At 62.3% G+C, this 16,189-nt stretch carries 12 protein-coding genes; 7 read left to right on the top strand and 5 right to left on the bottom strand.

All coding sequences use genetic code 11. The features are described from left to right. Positions 1-33: 33 nt before the first annotated feature. On the top strand, positions 34-1,269 hold the full coding sequence (locus I1A62_RS02415) for a fatty acid desaturase (protein ID WP_219453870.1): 1,236 nt from the start codon (positions 34-36) through the stop codon (positions 1,267-1,269). A 427-nt stretch (positions 1,270-1,696) separates the two neighbouring features. On the opposite strand, the gene I1A62_RS02420 is transcribed toward I1A62_RS02415, so the two are convergent. After that, the gene (locus I1A62_RS02420; protein WP_374710663.1) at positions 1,697-1,942 is read right to left on the bottom strand and encodes a hypothetical protein; all 246 of its coding nucleotides are present in this window, start codon (positions 1,940-1,942) and stop codon (positions 1,697-1,699) included. Between the two features lie 201 nt (positions 1,943-2,143). On the opposite strand from I1A62_RS02420, the gene I1A62_RS02425 reads away from it, so the two are divergent. Continuing rightward, positions 2,144-3,400 carry an IS256 family transposase gene (locus tag I1A62_RS02425; RefSeq protein WP_124395220.1) on the top strand — a complete coding sequence of 419 codons (1,257 nt, stop codon included), beginning with the start codon at positions 2,144-2,146 and terminating at the stop codon, positions 3,398-3,400. A 36-nt stretch (positions 3,401-3,436) separates the two neighbouring features. Here I1A62_RS02425 and I1A62_RS02430 read toward each other — a convergent pair whose 3' ends face one another. Continuing rightward, on the bottom strand, positions 3,437-3,730 hold the full coding sequence (locus I1A62_RS02430; RefSeq protein WP_257890373.1) for a hypothetical protein: 294 nt from the start codon (positions 3,728-3,730) through the stop codon (positions 3,437-3,439). Between the two features lie 24 nt (positions 3,731-3,754). Further along, a complete protein-coding gene (locus I1A62_RS02435; RefSeq protein ID WP_257890374.1) occupies positions 3,755-4,615 on the bottom strand; it encodes an IS5 family transposase in 861 nt (286 codons plus the stop codon). Positions 4,616-4,884: 269 nt separating this feature from the next. Here I1A62_RS02435 and I1A62_RS02440 point away from each other — a divergent pair, with 269 nt between their 5' ends. From I1A62_RS02440 to I1A62_RS47010, 4 genes are all read left to right on the top strand, one after another. Further along, positions 4,885-5,511 (top strand): nucleotidyltransferase domain-containing protein, encoded by a 627-nt coding sequence (locus tag I1A62_RS02440; RefSeq protein ID WP_124390847.1) that lies wholly within the window; start codon positions 4,885-4,887, stop codon positions 5,509-5,511. Beyond that, the gene (locus tag I1A62_RS02445; RefSeq protein ID WP_124390848.1) at positions 5,511-5,918 is read left to right on the top strand and encodes a hypothetical protein; all 408 of its coding nucleotides are present in this window, start codon (positions 5,511-5,513) and stop codon (positions 5,916-5,918) included. Before I1A62_RS02440 ends, I1A62_RS02445 begins: the two co-directional genes overlap by 1 nt. A gap of 68 nt (positions 5,919-5,986) precedes the next feature. Continuing rightward, positions 5,987-6,316: a histidine phosphatase family protein gene (locus I1A62_RS47005; RefSeq protein ID WP_124390849.1), complete on the top strand. Its 330-nt coding sequence runs from the start codon at positions 5,987-5,989 to the stop codon at positions 6,314-6,316. Beyond that, the gene (locus tag I1A62_RS47010; RefSeq protein ID WP_374710695.1) at positions 6,258-6,575 is read left to right on the top strand and encodes a histidine phosphatase family protein; all 318 of its coding nucleotides are present in this window, start codon (positions 6,258-6,260) and stop codon (positions 6,573-6,575) included. The genes I1A62_RS47005 and I1A62_RS47010 overlap by 59 nt, the downstream gene beginning before the upstream one ends. Positions 6,576-6,749: 174 nt before the next feature. On the opposite strand, the gene I1A62_RS02455 is transcribed toward I1A62_RS47010, so the two are convergent. After that, positions 6,750-7,061 (bottom strand): hypothetical protein, encoded by a 312-nt coding sequence (locus I1A62_RS02455; RefSeq protein WP_219453872.1) that lies wholly within the window; start codon positions 7,059-7,061, stop codon positions 6,750-6,752. Positions 7,062-7,192: 131 nt separating this feature from the next. Further along, the gene (locus I1A62_RS02460; protein ID WP_219453874.1) at positions 7,193-8,500 is read right to left on the bottom strand and encodes an IS256 family transposase; all 1,308 of its coding nucleotides are present in this window, start codon (positions 8,498-8,500) and stop codon (positions 7,193-7,195) included. A gap of 4,014 nt (positions 8,501-12,514) precedes the next feature. Between I1A62_RS02460 and I1A62_RS02465 the strand changes: the two genes are divergently transcribed. Continuing rightward, a complete protein-coding gene (locus I1A62_RS02465) occupies positions 12,515-12,742 on the top strand; it encodes a hypothetical protein (RefSeq protein WP_072951631.1) in 228 nt (75 codons plus the stop codon). The last annotated feature ends 3,447 nt before the right edge of the window (positions 12,743-16,189 follow it).

Below are 16,189 nucleotides of genomic sequence, written 5' to 3' on the forward strand. Positions count from 1 at the left end.
CTACGGGACCGTAACTTACGGTACCGTAGGTACATGGCGATATCGGACATCAAGGAATACGCGCACCTCACGGACGCCGACGTCGAGGCCATCGGCCGCGACCTGGATGCGATCCGACGAGACATCGAGGAATCCCGCGGTGACCGCGACGCCCGGTACCTCCAAAACACCATCCGACTGCAACGCGGCCTGGAACTCGGCGGCCGAGCGGTGCTCTTCGGCTCCCGCAAGCGCACGCTGTGGGTACTGGGCACCGGGATGCTCTCGTTGTCGAAGATCATCGAGAACATGGAACTCGGGCACAACGTGATGCACGGGCAATGGGACTGGATGAACGACCCCGAAGTGCACTCGACGAACTGGGAATGGGACAACGCCGATCCGTCGGCACACTGGAAGATCACCCACAACTACGCGCACCACAAATACACCAACGTCCTCGGCATGGACGACGACGTCGGATTCGGCCTACTCCGCGTCACCCGTGACCAGCGCTGGAAGCCGTTCTACCTCGGCAACCTCGCCTACAACGCGATCCTCGCGGCACTGTTCCAGTACGGCCTCGCCATCCAATTGCTCGAGCTGGGCAAAGTGGCCCGGGGCCGGGACGACCGCGAACTCACCAAGACGCGCGGCAAGGAAGTGCTCGCCAAGCTCGGCAGGCAGACCCTGAAAGACTATGTCGTGTACCCCGCGCTGACCGGAAAGGCGTGGAAGTCCACCACCAAGGCGAACGCGACCGCCAACCTCGTCCGCAACCTGTGGACCAACGCCGTAATCTTCTGCGGCCACTTCCCGGACGGCGCCGAGAAATTCACCAAGACCGACGTCGACAACGAGACACGCGCCCAGTGGTACCTGCGGCAGATGCTCGGCTCCGCGAACATCTCGGGCGGCCCCGTCATGGACTTCATGACCGGCAACCTGAGCTACCAGATCGAGCACCACCTCTTCCCGGACCTACCCTCCAACCGCTACCACGAGATCTCGATCCGCGTGAAGCAACTCTGCGACAAGTACGACCTGCCCTACACGACCGGCCCACTCGCAGTGCAGTACTGGAAATCATGGCGCACCATCGCGAAACTCTCGCTTCCCGACAAATACCTCACCGACACCCGCGACGCGGCGCCCGAGACCGCGTCCGAAGCTGGGTTCGGCGGTCCCCCCGCCACCGATCCGCTCACCGGCCGCCGCGTCGGCCTGGCGACGACGATCGACAAGAAGCGCAAACGCGGACCCGTCCGCCGAAGCCTCGGAATGCGCTGACCACCCAGCAAATACCCGGATGAACCGAGAACCCCGGCCGCGTGGACGCAGGCGGCGCCACCACTGCCCTTCGCCGCATGTTCAATCAACAGCTGTTGGGCGAGTGTTCGGCACCAACCCCACCCCGTCCCCGGCGTTCCGCGCCGGGAGACGGCGCGAGTCGCTCCATCGCCCCGCCAGGAAGCCGTTGTAAATCAATCGACGAGATGCTTGAGGACTGGATCGACAAGCAACAGTCGTCTCCTGATGTGCTAGCACTCGACATGGGCGTCCGTGCCGGTGAGCAGGCGAATTGCCTCCTCGTTGGAAGACTTGCGACGTGATTGGTATATTCCAGGGTGAAGCCACCCTATCGAGGTGGGGCTGGAAGTGAGCCACAGGACAACTCGCCGGACGACGAGGCCTGTGGCTCGCGTCGTTTCCGGGGTCAAATTTGGCGCAGGTCGACCGCACCCGAGAGCTTCGCCAGGTAAGTGGGATTCCCGACCCTCGATTGGACCACCGCACCACACACGATATCCGCAACCCACAGCGCCGGCTCGACCATCCCGACGGCGTGATTCATCCGCAGCGATGAGGTAATGACCTTCTGCGCTCGGAACTTCTGCAGGATGTCGACGTCGCTGGCGTCGAGGTGGCTGCGAGATTCGAGTGTGAGGTGACTGCAGGGCATCTCGGCCAGGTTGGGGAGCAGATACTCCAGGCACTTTCTGCGGTGGCGCCGGTCGGAGACCGGGTAAGTCCCACGGCGTGGTGTGAATTCGGTGGGAAAGCGTAGCCGCAGCTCGGGCGTGTCGCTCCGAGTGTGTGGGTGGGCCATCGCGTAGTGATGAACGAGTTACCGACCAAAGTGACTCGACCAAAGGACCACGCGATGACCCACGACCATTCTGCCCTGATCACCCAGCTCGATGCACTCAGGGGCGCCGACCCGGCGAGCGTGTTCGCCGAACTGATCCGAACCGGACTGCAAGCATTGATCGACGCCGAAGCCACCGAAGCCCTCGGTGCCGGCCGCTACGAGCGCACCGCTGAGCGCACCAACTATCGCAACGGCACCCGATCCAAGACCGTCGCCACCACCAGCGGAGACGTCGAAGTGCAGATCCCGAAACTGCGGTCCGGCTCGTTCTTCCCCAGCCTGCTCGAACGCCGCCGGCGGATCGATCAGGCGTTGTACGCGGTGATCATGGAGGCCTACGTCCACGGCGTCTCGACCCGCAACGTCGACGATCTCGTCACCGCACTCGGAGTCGAATCGGGAATCTCCAAGTCGCAGGTCTCACGGATCTGCGCCGGACTGGACACCGAGATCGCCCGGTTCCGGGACCGCACATTGACGCATACGACCTTTCCGTACATCTTCCTCGACGCGACCTACTGCAAGGTGCGGATCGGCGCTCATGTGGTCTCTCATGCCCTCGTCGTGGCGACCGGTGTGTCGATCGACGGGACCCGGGAAGTGTTGGGGACCGCGGTGGGCGACAGTGAGTCGTTCGATTTCTGGCGCGAGTTCCTCGTCGGGTTGAAGGCACGGGGGTTGTCGGGGGTGCATCTGGTGATCTCCGATGCGCATTCCGGGTTGAAAGCTGCTGTGGTGCAGCAGTTCACCGGAGCGTCGTGGCAGCGGTGCCGGGTGCATTTCATGCGCAACGTCGGGTCTGCGGTGACGTCGAAGCAGGTGCCGCCGGTGATGGCGGCGATCAAGACGATCTTCGCTCACACCGATCCCGAGGCTGTGGCCGCGCAATGGGATCAGGTCGCGGACACGTTGGCGAAGTCCTTTCCGAAAGTCGCGTCGATGATGCGCGACGCCAAGCACGACGTGCTCGCGTTCCGGGCGTTCCCGAAAGCGCACTGGCAGAAGATCTGGTCGAACAACCCGATCGAACGATTGAACAAGGAGATCAAACGCCGCGCCGATGTCGTCGAGATCTTCCCGAACCCGGCAGCGTTCCTCCGGTTGGCGACGGCGGTGGTGATCGAAGCGCACGACGAGTGGCAGGTCACCCGCCGCTACGTCTCAGACGTCAGCATGGACGAGCTCAAAGTCATCATCGCCGCCAAACAACGCGCCTCGACAGACGACACGACGCCGCAATCGTTGACACCCGAACTCGAAACCGCATAACCTACAAAATGACTCGTTGATCACGAACCAGATGGTTCACCGATCCGAAGTACACCACCCCATGGGACGCTGTCCGGAGACCGCGGCTTCGGTGTGGATGACGACAAGACCTGCCAGCGGGAGCGCCGCGACTGCCTCGATGAGATCGTGCCGTCGGTCGGCGCTGCTGCCGTGCCAATGGACCTTCTTCTCCGTCGTGAGCCGCAGAGATTCCATCGTTTTGCGGACTTCCGGGACATCGTCCTCGTCGCACAACGCCGCCGCGATCAGGTACGTGTCGGGATCCAGGTCGGGCTGCGATCCGCTCTCATCGCCCCAGACAGTCAGCATGAGTGAGAGTGTGATTGAGAACGGTCAGGTTCGGGCGAGTCGCCTGGTCATGGTCGCGATGGTGGCGATGAGAACCATCGCTTCGTGGTGTTCGGGCTTTGCCTCGTAGTCACGGACGCAGCGGCGATATTTGTTGAGCCAAGCGAAGGTCCGTTCTACCACCCAAACTCGGGGCCGGACGTGGAATCCGGTATTGCCGGGCTTGCGTTTGATGATGTCGACCCGCAAGGCCAGAACACCTTTCGCCCAGCCGAGCAGGCGTCCCGGGTAGCCACCGCCGGCCCACACCAGCCGGATCGTGGAGAACGTGCCGCGCAGCATGGCGAGCAGCCGGTGCCCCGCGTCACGGTCCTGAATCGAGGCCGCGGTCACCACGACTGCCAACAACAGCCCGGTCACGTCCACCGCGATGTGGCGCTTCACGCCGGTCGTTCGTTTCCCGCCGTCCCATCCGGTACCGGATCGGGGCACCGTGTCGGCGACCGGGACAGTCTGCGAATCGATGATCGCCGCGGTCGGACAGCGATCCCTTCCGGCTCGCACCCGCAGCCGGTCACGCAGGGTGTCGAGGATGCGATGCCAGACCCCGCCACGGATCCAACGCACGAAGATCGCGTACACCGTCCCGACCGGCGCAAACTCCGCCGGCAGTTGTCGCCACGCGATCCCACCACGAACCAGGTACAGGATGGCGTCCAATACGAGTCGGCGGCAATGCTTCTCGGGTCTGCCGCCACGACCCGCGGAGTTGCCCGGCGCCGGCAGCAGCGGTTGCAGGATCGCCCACTGTGCGTCGGTGACCGACGACGGGTACACCGCGCAACGGTGCCCGACCGCCGCGTGGGGCGGACACGACGGGCACGGTGAGATGGACGATGATGGCATGGGTGGGCTCCTCGATTCTCTGTAAGTCGACCTCACCGACTCAACCAGGAGCCCACTTCCATGCACTGACCACCGCAGACGCACGCCGTCGTCAAGTTCTCAATCACGCTCTCAAGAACGACCGCGATCGAACTCTCTCGCCTTGGAGTGGCGTGATTCCTGTTCGACGAGTGTCGCTGCTTTCTGCAACGTCCCCGTGATGTGCCGTACTATAGTACGGGTAGGCGTATAATAGTGCGTTAGATGCGACGTCCCCAGGGAACGGAATTATGGATCTGACCCGGCCGCTGCAGGCAGTGACGCCCACCCTCGATGGTGATGTGCTCGCTGCGCTGGCAGCCGCCTCGGAGGCGACATTCACGACGGGCCAGTTGCACCGGGTGCTGCACCGCCATTCGGAGGAGGGGATACGGAAGGTGTTGCAACGGTTGAGTAAGCAGGGGACGGTGTTGTCTTCGAGGGTGGGTAACGCGTTCGTGTACCAGCTCAATCGTGAGCACCTGGCCTTCCCTCATGTCATGGGTCTCGCCGATTTGTCCGGGGAGTTCCTGCGCAGGTTGGAGGCGCGGTTGGCGGGCTGGGAGACTCCCCCGATGTATGCCGCCGTGTTCGGGTCGGCTGCACGCGGAACGATGACGATCGACAGTGACATCGACATCTTTCTGGTCCGGCCGGACGACGTCGCGGAAGAGGAGTGGGATGAGCAGGTGGCGGAGCTGATGGCCGAGGTGACCAGATGGACCGGCAACGATGCGCGGGATCTGCAGTTCACCGAAAGTGACGTCGCCGGCCGCGGCATGGACGAGCCGGTCCTGCGGGATGTGGTGACAGAGGGGCTGACGGTGGCCGGTTCACGGGCCGGGTTCACCCGGTTGCTGCGTCGGGGGAATCGGTAGTGGGGCGGACGCGGCCGTGTGACCAGGCGGTCCGTCGGGGGCGGCTGAGAAAAGCCGAACAGTTCTTTCACCTGGCCGAGATCGGTCGTGACTTCGCCGACGAGCCGGACGGTGTCGATGATGCGGTCGTGACGTTGTGGGTGCACGCGGGCATCGCCGCGTCGGATGTCATCTGTTGCGCGCGACTGGGTAAGCATGCGCAGGGCGAGGACCACAAGGATGCTGTCACGCTGCTCGGGTCCGTCGACCCGGGTGCGGCGAAGCATCTCAGCGTGCTGCTTGGTCTCAAGACACGCTCCGGATATACCGATACGCCGACGAGCCGTGCCGAATCGAAGCGCGCCGAACGTGCCGCCGAAGCTCTGATCGAGGCGGCCCGTCGCGCGCACGCTCAGGCCGGAAACTGAACGTAAGACTCGACACTGGCGGACCTCGGAACCAGAGCTGATCCAGCAAATGACACCTCCATCGATCAGTGACGCTGACCAGCCTGAATCTCGAGCAAGCCGGCGTGCTTGCTGAGGCCATGCGCGAGGAGGTGATCGACACACTGTTCTCGTCCGCACTGCTCCGCGCACAGATGACCGCACGTCCTCTCGCTCGCAGGTTTGGCCTTTCCGTCGAGGTCAGATCGGGTCTCCAAGAGATCGGGGCAGGCGACCTCGAGATGTGCTCGGATGCTGATGCACACGACCGCTACCTCACTACAGTGTTCGCCTGGGCCACCAGGGGCTCTCGATCGCAGAATCCCGGGCGGGCCGGACGGGCACGACTTCTTTCGAGGCTACGACTCCGTCATCGATGAGATCGCGGGCCGAGGCTGTGCCACCGCTGCCGTCGTCAGCCACGGCGCCGCCATTCGGACATGGGTCGCAGCCCGCACGAGCAATGTCGATGTCAGATTCGCAGCAGCGAACACCTTGGCCAATACTGACATCGTCGTTCTGGACGGCTCACCTGCGACCGGTTGGCGAGTTGACAGCTGGACCAACGCTGCAGTCCCGGACAGGACCGGCAAGGCTGACCTATCAAGGTATCCAACGAACAGTGTCGGTTCCTTTTGATAGGAATCGTGAGTGAGTCGAACACGGGTAGTGCGAGATCGAAGTCCTAGACAGCAAATCGGCGACTTCATCGAGGCAGCAAACGGCGTACTGGCATGCTCTCTCGCCCAGCAATCCGACCTCGCCAGCCTCGGCACCCGTTTCACCCTGATTCCAGGAAACTCTCCCGGTCGGTCACGGATAGGACACTCTCGTCCACCTGTCGAACAGATACAGGTAGCCGCCATGCTGCTGCGCAAGATCATGTTCGCGAAGGACGAGCCCGTCTTCTTGGGAGGGGTACTCAACACCGCAAAGCGACATACCGACGACGATGGACGCAAAGGATATCTCGACGACATCGTCACGTATTGGAAGGGTTTCGAGAAGAACAGCTACTTCAAACACGGGGCCATCACAGCCGATGAACGCGCAAACAACACCGAGATCAGCTGGATGACGGATCGCGCCATCGCTCAAGACTGGCTGTACGGGGAGCTGCTTCACTTCGACGCCGACCGTCGCGAGCGCATCAAGAACTTCAACGACGAGACCAAGTACCAGTGCGGGTTGCTGTGGGCCAAGGACGCAATGCCCTTGACACGGAGATATTGTCAATACCTGTGGACGAGTGAGTTTCAGGCGACCTCCGCTCCGGTGCTTTCGGGCTCAACCGCCCCGGTGTTGGGGCTGATGTCGGTGGGTCGTTCGAGCAGCTTGCCCTTGTGGAACACCGCGCCGGAACGGACGAGCGCGACCAGATGTGGTGCGTTGACCGCACGCCAGCGTGCCTGGGCGGCGTCGATCAGCTTGTAGGCCATGGCAAGTCCCGCCGCACTGGATCCGGGACCCTTGGTGACCTTCGTCCGGAGCCGCACCGTCGCGAAGGTAGATTCGATGGGATTTGTGGTGCGGAGATGCACCCAGTGCTCGGCCGGATACTTGTAGAACTCGAGCAACACATCCATGTCGTCGGTGATCTTCGCGACCACCTTCGGATACTTCGCGCCGTAGTCGAGTTCGAAGGCCTTGATCGCCACCTGCGCCTTGTCGATGTCCTCGGCGTTGTAGATTTCCTTCATCGCCGCGAGCGCCCCGGGATGTGCCGACTTCGGTAGCGCAGCAAGTACATTGGCCTGCTTGTGGAACCAGCACCGCTGCTCCCGGGTTTCCGGGAACACCTCCCGCAACGCCCTCCAGAACCCCAGGGCGCCGTCACCGACCGCGAGAACGGGAGCGGTCATGCCGCGGCGTCGGCAGCCGCGCAGCAGGTCCGCCCACGACTCGGTGGACTCGCGGTACCCGTCGGTGAGGGCGACGAGCTCCTTCCGGCCGTCCGCGCGGACCCCGATCATCACCAGCAGGCACAGTTTGTCCTGCTCGAGCCGCACCTTGAGGTGGATGCCGTCGACCCACACATAGACGAAGTCGCTGCCCGAGAGGTCCCGATCCTGGAAGGCCTTGGCCTCGTCCTGCCACTGGGTCGTCAACCGGGTGATCGAGGCCGCCGACAACCCGGCACCCGATCCGAGGAACTGCTCGAGCGCCGGCCCGAAGTCGCTGGTGGAGAGCCCGTGCAGATACAGCAGCGGCAGCACCTCGTTCATCTGCGGGGACTTGCGCACCCACGCCGGCAGGATCGCGGACGAGAACCGCTGTCGCTCGCCGGTGTCCGGGTCGACGCGCTTGTCGTTGACCCGCGGGGCCTTCACGCTGACCGCACCAGCGGCGGTCAGCACGTCGCGTTCGTGGTGGTAGCCGTTGCGCACCACCAGGCGGTGACCGTTCTCGTCGACCTGATCAGCGAACTGTTCGATATAGGCGGCGACCTCCGCCTGCAGCGCGGCCGCCAGCATCTGCCGGGCACCGTCACGGACGATCTCGTCGAGCAACGACCGCCCGCCGTCGTCGGTGGAGCGGTCGTTGTCATGTACTACCGTGAGCACGGGCGTACCTTCCCAACCAGCGTTGCAGCGCTGGTCTTGATCGAATACCTGTTTTCTTGCAGATCATCATCCGGGAAGGTACGCCCTCCCCGACCCACAGGTATTGATCATTTCTCCCGACGCTCGCAGTGAGTCTCGATCACCGGGGTCGCCACGCTCTGGTAACGCTATCGACGTGGCGCCGCGGGCGTAGCTCGCTCGTGTCGCGGTCGTCTGTCTGACCGCGACATATGTCTGTTGAGTTCTGAGCGGGTGCGAGCCGACTTGACGGGCTGTCAGAGCCGCGGCCGACGATGGACCTACTCGTCGGGCGAGTATCCAGAACCGGCGTCGGGTAGCCGAATCTATAGGCCCGCCCGTCAGCACTTGGCCTGCGACGCTCAACGCCGCGGTATTGGAACGGCGCCCATCGGGGCGTGCTGGCCGCCCGCTCCGGGGCGGCGAGGTATCCGAATCCTGCCTCCACCGCTCGGCGGGCCGCGTTCTACGCAAATACCGGTGGATCAGGTTGATGTCCATGGTGCGACCAAGGTTTGGCTTGGGCAGACGAATGCGAGGATGCCGTTGCTGCGGGCGAGGTCGCGTTCCTTCTGTGCGTGGCTGGGAGCACTCAAGATGCGATTACACGAAAGGTCTTGGCATGCAGAGATGCTTGAGCATATTGCTGCCGAAACTGCAGGAACCACTTGGCCTGCAACACGGGCCAGGTGCCGACGGGTGCGACACGCTCGGCTGGGTCGCGATATGCAGATGATTCGCATGCGAGTGCCCAAGAAATCGTATATGGCGTACGACACACTCTTGGGATCGAAGTCGTCGGCGTCATACGATTTGGTTTGCACCGGCTGATCCGATGTGCAGGCCGCTGGTGCCGCAACGCCGTGAGTTGAATCTTGTTCAGCCACTGGAGTTCGCGCTGCTTGACCGATCCTCGACTGCCGGTGTCGCGGCCCCGCCGTCCGCCAGCTCCGGCGGGGTTCCGCGTGGCTTGACCCGTGGCGACTCGACGCGACTCAATGGCAACGGGTGACGCCAACGAGCCCATCTGCGCCGGCTCGTGCATTCTCGCCAACTCCACTGACGCGCGAAGCTGCGGAGGCAGGGCGATCGACAGTGCCCTTCTCAGAGCTACTCTACCGTCGAATTTCGTTGCAGTAGAGGACTTTTAGACAATTTTCGAATCAGCTGCCTTTACGCACCAATCGCGAACGATCATATACAATCGTCGATCACACGGACATATGGATCCCACTTCGTGTGAAACCTGATCTGCCCCGAGCTCTGTCGGCAAGGACTACGAATCGTCGCCCTGACTGGGGTTTGCTCGCGAAGCCCGGTATTGATCCCAGCCCCCGACAGCCTCCCGCATTGGTTGTGACCATGGTCCGCCTTTTGCGCGCTCCTGACGAAGCGGGAAGGTTCGGATCCGTGCTGAACCTCTCTCCAACACACCTGACTGACTTGCTCACCACGATGCGTTTTCAACCCGCGCTTTACGTGATGCACGGTGCATCACCTGATGTTCGGGTGATGCACGGTGCATCACCCGAACATGGTTCTAAGGTAGGTCGCGAAGGCCCCGTGCAAGTAGGCGCCGACCTCTTCATCGGGCCCAGTTCCCGCACACCGCTGAGCCATTCGATCGGTCTGTGGAAAATGTGTCGACGCTACTTGTCTTCCTGAGGTCATTTGGCGTTCGCTAAACACCCAGTCCACCCCGCGATCCGGCGAGAAACACGAGCCACCTTCGTGCCGACACCACTCCGAAAGCTTCGATTGCCGCCCGGACCCGGCTCACTACACGGCGAAGCATTCCTGTACGAGGCACCGGAGGTCACGGCTGACGCAGGCCGGTCAGGTCCGAACTTTCCCTCCATAGGTCTCACCTCCGACGGCACCAGGTCGCATAGCGCGTGGACCATCGACGGCCCAGCCCCACACGACCCTGGCATTTCCCGCCGTCGCACACAAAGCGCAGCCTCCTTCTCGCGGCAGACCGGTGTGGGCGGCGCGCTGGACGGTGCTGCCTTCTCCGCGGGCATGGTGTGCGCTCCGCTGCCCATCACATCGAAGTCGCAACACCACGACACCCTGCGGAATGACCTAGCTTCGGTGATGCACCGTGCATCACCGAAGCTGCACACCCCGGCCCGGGCACGTCTATCCGGCCCGAGCGATGCGAGGATCACACTCACCCGTGATGCACGGTGCATCACGGCAGCAAGTCGGAAAGGGCCACCTCGTCTCCAATCTGCCGATACGCGCGGCCGCTTGTTGTGCTACTCCGCGGTGATGCACCGTGCATCACCGCGGAGTAGCACAAACATGTTCCAAACTGCCAGTGACTGCGACGGCGAAAGGACTTCGACGCCCTACGAGGCGGACAGGCCGCCAACCGATGCGGTGTGGCGCTTCGCCGCGGAGAAGTCACGACCTGACCGGCCCACTGCAAGCCAGACCGCGACACGCCAGTCCGTTCGTCGGAGGTGCGCTCGGTGATGCACCGTGCATCACCGAAGCTGTACACCCCGGCCCGGGCACGTCTATCCGGCCCGAGCGATGCGAGGATCACACTCACCCGTGATGCACGGTGCATCACGGCAGCAAGTCGGAAAGGGCCACCTCGTCTCCAATCTGCCGATACGCGCGGCCGCTTGTTGCGCTACTCCGCGGTGATGCACCGTGCATCACCATCTGTTCCCCGCTGGGACCAATGTCGGGGCACCAACATTGGGTGTGGCGAGCATCTCGTCGCAGACAAGGGGCCAGCGTCAAAATCTTCGGCCGCCAGCGAGCCAGAATACTGAACCGACGAATCGAGGTAGCTGTTCGAGACTTGGATGCTGACGAAGTTTCGCAAAATTGACGCGAGGAACGGATCCAAGACGACCCAAGCGGGACAATCTGGCGGCAGTGGACGTTGTCGCGTTTGTAGGTGACCGGCCGCTGATGGCTGCGGGCTGTTGCGCCGCTGGCTGGCGGGGCGATAGGCAAGAGTGGCTGGTCGTGGAGGAGGCGATACGAATACGTGAAAGGCGTTATTTGTCTTGCAAGTTGCAGGCGGTCGGGGGCGAAGGCTGCCTTGCCCGACTGCCCGAGTCTCCCATCGTTGACTGGACAATCCGGCGGCCAGCCGAATCTTGAGGTGATGAACTCGTGCCATGCATAGATGACTGGGGCGACATTGGTCATTTCGCAGAAACCGACGAGCTCAACCCCTTGCGGCATTGCTTGCTTTGCGTGGAACTCAATCTGCGTCTTCTGGTGTTGGGAGCTCGTGTCGGGGACGAGACATCGCGCATCGTTCTGTCCTCCGAGTAGGGGCTATCCCGTTGCACGCCGCGGCCGCGGAGAGCTGAAAGTCAAGATGGTCGAGGGGCGAACCCGCGTTGATCATGATGCTGCGGAGCTGGCCCTGGCCGACATTATTGGATAGGTCGGCACGGATTCGGTGAGTTGCGGCGTTTACGGTGCATTTCCACTACATCGGAAACAACTGGTGGCTGCGTTTCGCGTCGGCAGTAGGACGATTTGGATTAGTCGAGGACGCCCTGGTGGTCGAGCTGTGCCGAGGGCTCCGCATCTCCTTCAAGTGGTATTTCTTAGTTTGCTGGCACGCCGATCTTGGACGGGCCGGAAGCCTCGCAGTGAGGTCCGATCTCCGGATATGGCGAGGTCAGAGCTTGGTCTACGGGAGCGCGGGCGATATCTGCGGTGGACGGCGTGTTTGGGAGACTCCGATCTTTCGTTGCCGGCGAGGTGGTGTAAGTGTGCGTAAATCGCTGTACCACACAGATTTTGATTCATCACGTGACGTTTCTTGGGTGGTGTGATTGCCTATGGCCGCCACGCAACGTTTGATCAGATATTTCTTCGATAGGCGGGGCGGTGATCGCCTACGATTCGGAGCCAGATTCACCCCTGGAGGAGGTCCCGACGCGACATTTTCGAGTTTTATTTAACTCGGCGTGTCGCTGCGCGGTTTAGTTAAACCCAAAGAGCAGGATTTAAGGCATGACAACTCGGAAAAGTCGGGGCGGGCGCCCAGCCCGCGACGTCGCCGTTCGCCACATCGGGGTTGAGTTCCCCGCGGAGATCGCCGACCGGATTCTCGCACCGGTTGACGATGGACGTGTCAAGACAATCACTGATCGGATGATCGCGCTTATTCAGCTGGCACTCGAGAACGAGCCAGCGATTCCGGCGCAAGCCAGGCAGGAAGAGTTGCCGATGACGGGCTGAAAGAGCCCAGAAAAGGCGAAACCCCCCTTCGCTCGCCAGCTCCGGGGGTTCCGCTCGTCGTACAAACCGCCACGCAAGGGAGGAGGTCTGCCTTCTATGAGTATAGGACGCGCGATTCGTCGTGCGCACGCGACACGACGTGATATGGGTGTCCGCGACGTCTCATCTCAGTGTCAACGTGACAATTCCGTGTACGCAGACCGTATGTTGCCGGCTCTCCCGGCGTTCTCGCATGCCGTGAGGGGGTGTCGATTCCACTAGTGAAAACGTCGGTGGGTCCCACCGTTTCCGGATGAGACCCACCGCCCATATTTGGCCGTTCCAACACGACCGCTCCTGTGATTGGCAGTCCCGCGAGCAGTCGTGTCGATACCGTGCGCTCTTGTCAGGGTAAGCCATGTCCTGCTGGTGATGCCAGCGACTCACGGCAACAACCTGGTTAAGGGCGCGTGAAAGGCGCGTCATGCACCCCAATTCCGCGGCTCATACGGCCGCATTTTCTGTCGATTCTGTTCAGATCACCCCCGCTGGCGAGGTTTCGACGACCAGCGACACCGAATGGGAAGCTCTTGTCTCATCCGCTGTCGAACGGGTCAATCATGTCGAGCGACTCAACGCGGAGAGCGAGCAGCGGGGCAGGTCCTGGTCGTTGCCCGTCGATCCAGGTCGACAAGCCTCAACACCGGCCTGGACCGGGCGTAGTGCCTGGCAGTCCCAGGTCCGCGATGTGTTGAACTCCCCCACCGGACGTGACGTTTGTCGGCGATTCCAGGTCAGCACAGAATTCGTCTTCGCAGTGGCAGTGACGATGGCCTCGTTCGCGGAGCGGTCAACGGGCCGTCGCGTATGCGCGGCGCGGGAGACGATCGCCCACCGCAGCGGAGTCAGTGTGTCAGTCGTAAAACGCGCAAGAAGGGCACTCCAGGCACTTTCAGTCGCCCGCGAGATGGCCCGAGGCAGGTACCTGAGAGCTGACGAATCGTACGCAGCTGAATGCCATCACGGACGGATTCAACGCCGTGCGGCGTCAGTTTGGGCGCTGACGTCGCCGAAGTCCCTGGTCATCGCCGCTGGACGCGCGGTGAAGAAGCTATCGAAGAAGGTCCGACGCTCCGAGAAGGAGGCACGGTCAAGTTATCCCCAGCTGCGCGCTCGTGGCCCCCTATCCCCTTCCAGGGGATTTAAGTTGTTATCTCTTGTTAGAGATTTATCACCAAAACGCGCGCGAGCGCGCGCGGGCGAGCAACCGAAGAGCCCCCAGACCCTGACACGGCAACCTCGACCGATCGACCTGCAGCGCACCGCCGCTGAACTGCTCGTTCACGCCCCGGTATTCGAATCGGCTGGGCACATTGGGGCAGTGTGCGAGGTGCTTGCACGTGCTGGCATTGACGGGAATCGCTGGAGTGGGCGTGACATCGCCGCTGAACTCACGCGCGACACCCAACATCGGGGCTGGATTTGGCCGCAACAGATCGAGAGGCCTCTCGGATACCTCCGGTGGCGGTTAACTCAGATCGATTGGACCCGACCCTCACCATCTGAGATGGCCCAAAAAGCCGCCCAGGAAGCCCGTCAGCGCATTGCGGACCGCGACGCGCGGCTGAGCCGCCGTCATCGTGGTGTGGCGACTCCTGGGCACCGTGAGCGGTGCAAGAAGGCCCTTGCGTCGAAGTTGCTTGAGCGTCGAAGGGCAGATGCACATATCTGAACACCGACGATCGACCGAGTAGAGAGCCATCGCCTCTGCAGAGGAGCACATTCGCACGGCGTTCAAGTGCGCGGGTACAACGCGGCGTAGGTGATGGCTCAGAATGTCGGCGCTCTTAGCGAATTGCGATCGCTGCCGTCGGGTCGGTGTCCGTTCTCCGTCGTGCTCATCGCGTCTTCAGTCCAGAGTTGGTCTCACCGGGCCGCGGAGTGCGCACTCCGCGGCCCGGTGAAGATGTTGAGTGTATTTTCGCTGTCGCCGCGGCATTTCGTGTTCCTCTCTCGCCTGCCCGAGGCCGAACAGGGCGCGGGCAGGAATGAGAGTGGGCGGTCGGGGTGAGTCAATTACTGATCACCCGCCTTCCGGGAGTTGAGGTTGTGAACGTCGTCGGCATGGGATCGGTTGGGTGATCCGTCAAGAGCGACGACGCGTAGGTCCCTCGGATTCATTTAGGACACAAAGGAAAGCAGTTCATTCGCACCGAGGACGAACTGGAAGCAGTTGAAGCAATGTCTTGAGTCGGAGTCGAATTCCGATACACACTGTCTTGCCGGTTGGTCCACTGTCGTTGTGGACGTGGAAGATTGGTCCGCAAGCTAACAGTTTGGGCTGTCTCACCGGGCGTCGCGCGATCGATGAGGAACCTGTGGGGCGATGGCACCCGGCAGTCAAATCTCCAGCAATCGTTCGAGCGCGTTGGTGAGATGAGGCCGCCTCCCCTGCGCGAAGAAGAGTGGCGGACGATTCATGTCGAGTCATCGGCCGCTGGATTCGGGACGGATCTCGGCAGATTCGACGGTGCTGGACGACCGCGACGAACTGCTAAACCAAGCGTCGGGCGCCTTCACCAAGGACCTGCTGAATCCAAAGGAGGTCGGTTCCTCGGCGATGTTCGATTGTCATGTTGCGACTGGGTGAGGTGTCGGATTCATGCCCTCAAGTCGAGGAGCAGACCGCATTGGGGTGATGCACCGTGCATCACCCCAATGAGTTGGCGAGGCGAGGTCAGGACGATCAAGTCAGAGATGGGCGAGGCATACCTGAAGAGAGCATCCAATTTCCCATCGGGTTGGGCTAGCAGGAAGACTGGCCAGTGCGCCAAGTTCTGCACCCTCGACGGATCACGAGACGTTTGCGCGCATTGTTGGTGATTCGGCCTAGTGTGTGGGAGTAAGACAGGCGAGGTGGGTGGCCGCGTCGTGGCGGTTGACTCCTAGTCCGAGGGTTCGGGCGGATTGAATTCAGATGGCCGGCTCGTTGCGATCCGAAACATGATCGCCGAGATCTTTGCCCCGTACCGGGCGGGGAAAGTGCACAGAGCACTTCAGAAGGGCCCGGCTCGATGGACAGTATTGGGTTGGTCCGCGTCATATTCGACCAAGGCGTCCGTGGGTGATGCACCGTGCATCACCCACGGCTCGATCGGGCAACGCTCCTGTGGGCGCCCGCAAGTCGACTTCAAGCCCACCTTTTTCTTGATTCCCATCAAGTCGCGACACGCCCACTCCCCCGGGCGTCGTTCAGGTCCGATTGCGCTGTCTTGAGAACGGACTCATCCCGCAGGACCAAGTCAGTGAACTCGGAGGAGCGTCATCATGCCGGAGCGACAGAGACGCACCGTTGTGGGGGAATGACTCGCCGATTGCAAGAGCGAAGCTGGCATACTCGCTCGGCCATCCACCGCACCTCGGGCAGGTTCGAACCAGCCAGCCGCCGATGTTGCTCCACTCTAATTT

The organism is Rhodococcus sp. USK10, from assembly GCF_019378875.1.
In the GTDB taxonomy this organism is placed as follows: domain Bacteria; phylum Actinomycetota; class Actinomycetes; order Mycobacteriales; family Mycobacteriaceae; genus Rhodococcus_F; species Rhodococcus_F pseudokoreensis.

Coding starts and splice junctions, on each gene's coding strand:
- I1A62_RS02440 (WP_124390847.1), top strand. CDS start 4,885: ATGGATCTGACCCGGCCGCTGCAGGCAGTGACGCCCACCCTCGATGGT.
- I1A62_RS02435 (WP_257890374.1), bottom strand. CDS start 4,615: ATGCCATCATCGTCCATCTCACCGTGCCCGTCGTGTCCGCCCCACGCG.
- I1A62_RS02465 (WP_072951631.1), top strand. CDS start 12,515: ATGACAACTCGGAAAAGTCGGGGCGGGCGCCCAGCCCGCGACGTCGCC.
- I1A62_RS02420 (WP_374710663.1), bottom strand. CDS start 1,942: ATGCCCTGCAGTCACCTCACACTCGAATCTCGCAGCCACCTCGACGCC.
- I1A62_RS02425 (WP_124395220.1), top strand. CDS start 2,144: ATGACCCACGACCATTCTGCCCTGATCACCCAGCTCGATGCACTCAGG.
- I1A62_RS02415 (WP_219453870.1), top strand. CDS start 34: ATGGCGATATCGGACATCAAGGAATACGCGCACCTCACGGACGCCGAC.
- I1A62_RS02430 (WP_257890373.1), bottom strand. CDS start 3,730: ATGCTGACTGTCTGGGGCGATGAGAGCGGATCGCAGCCCGACCTGGAT.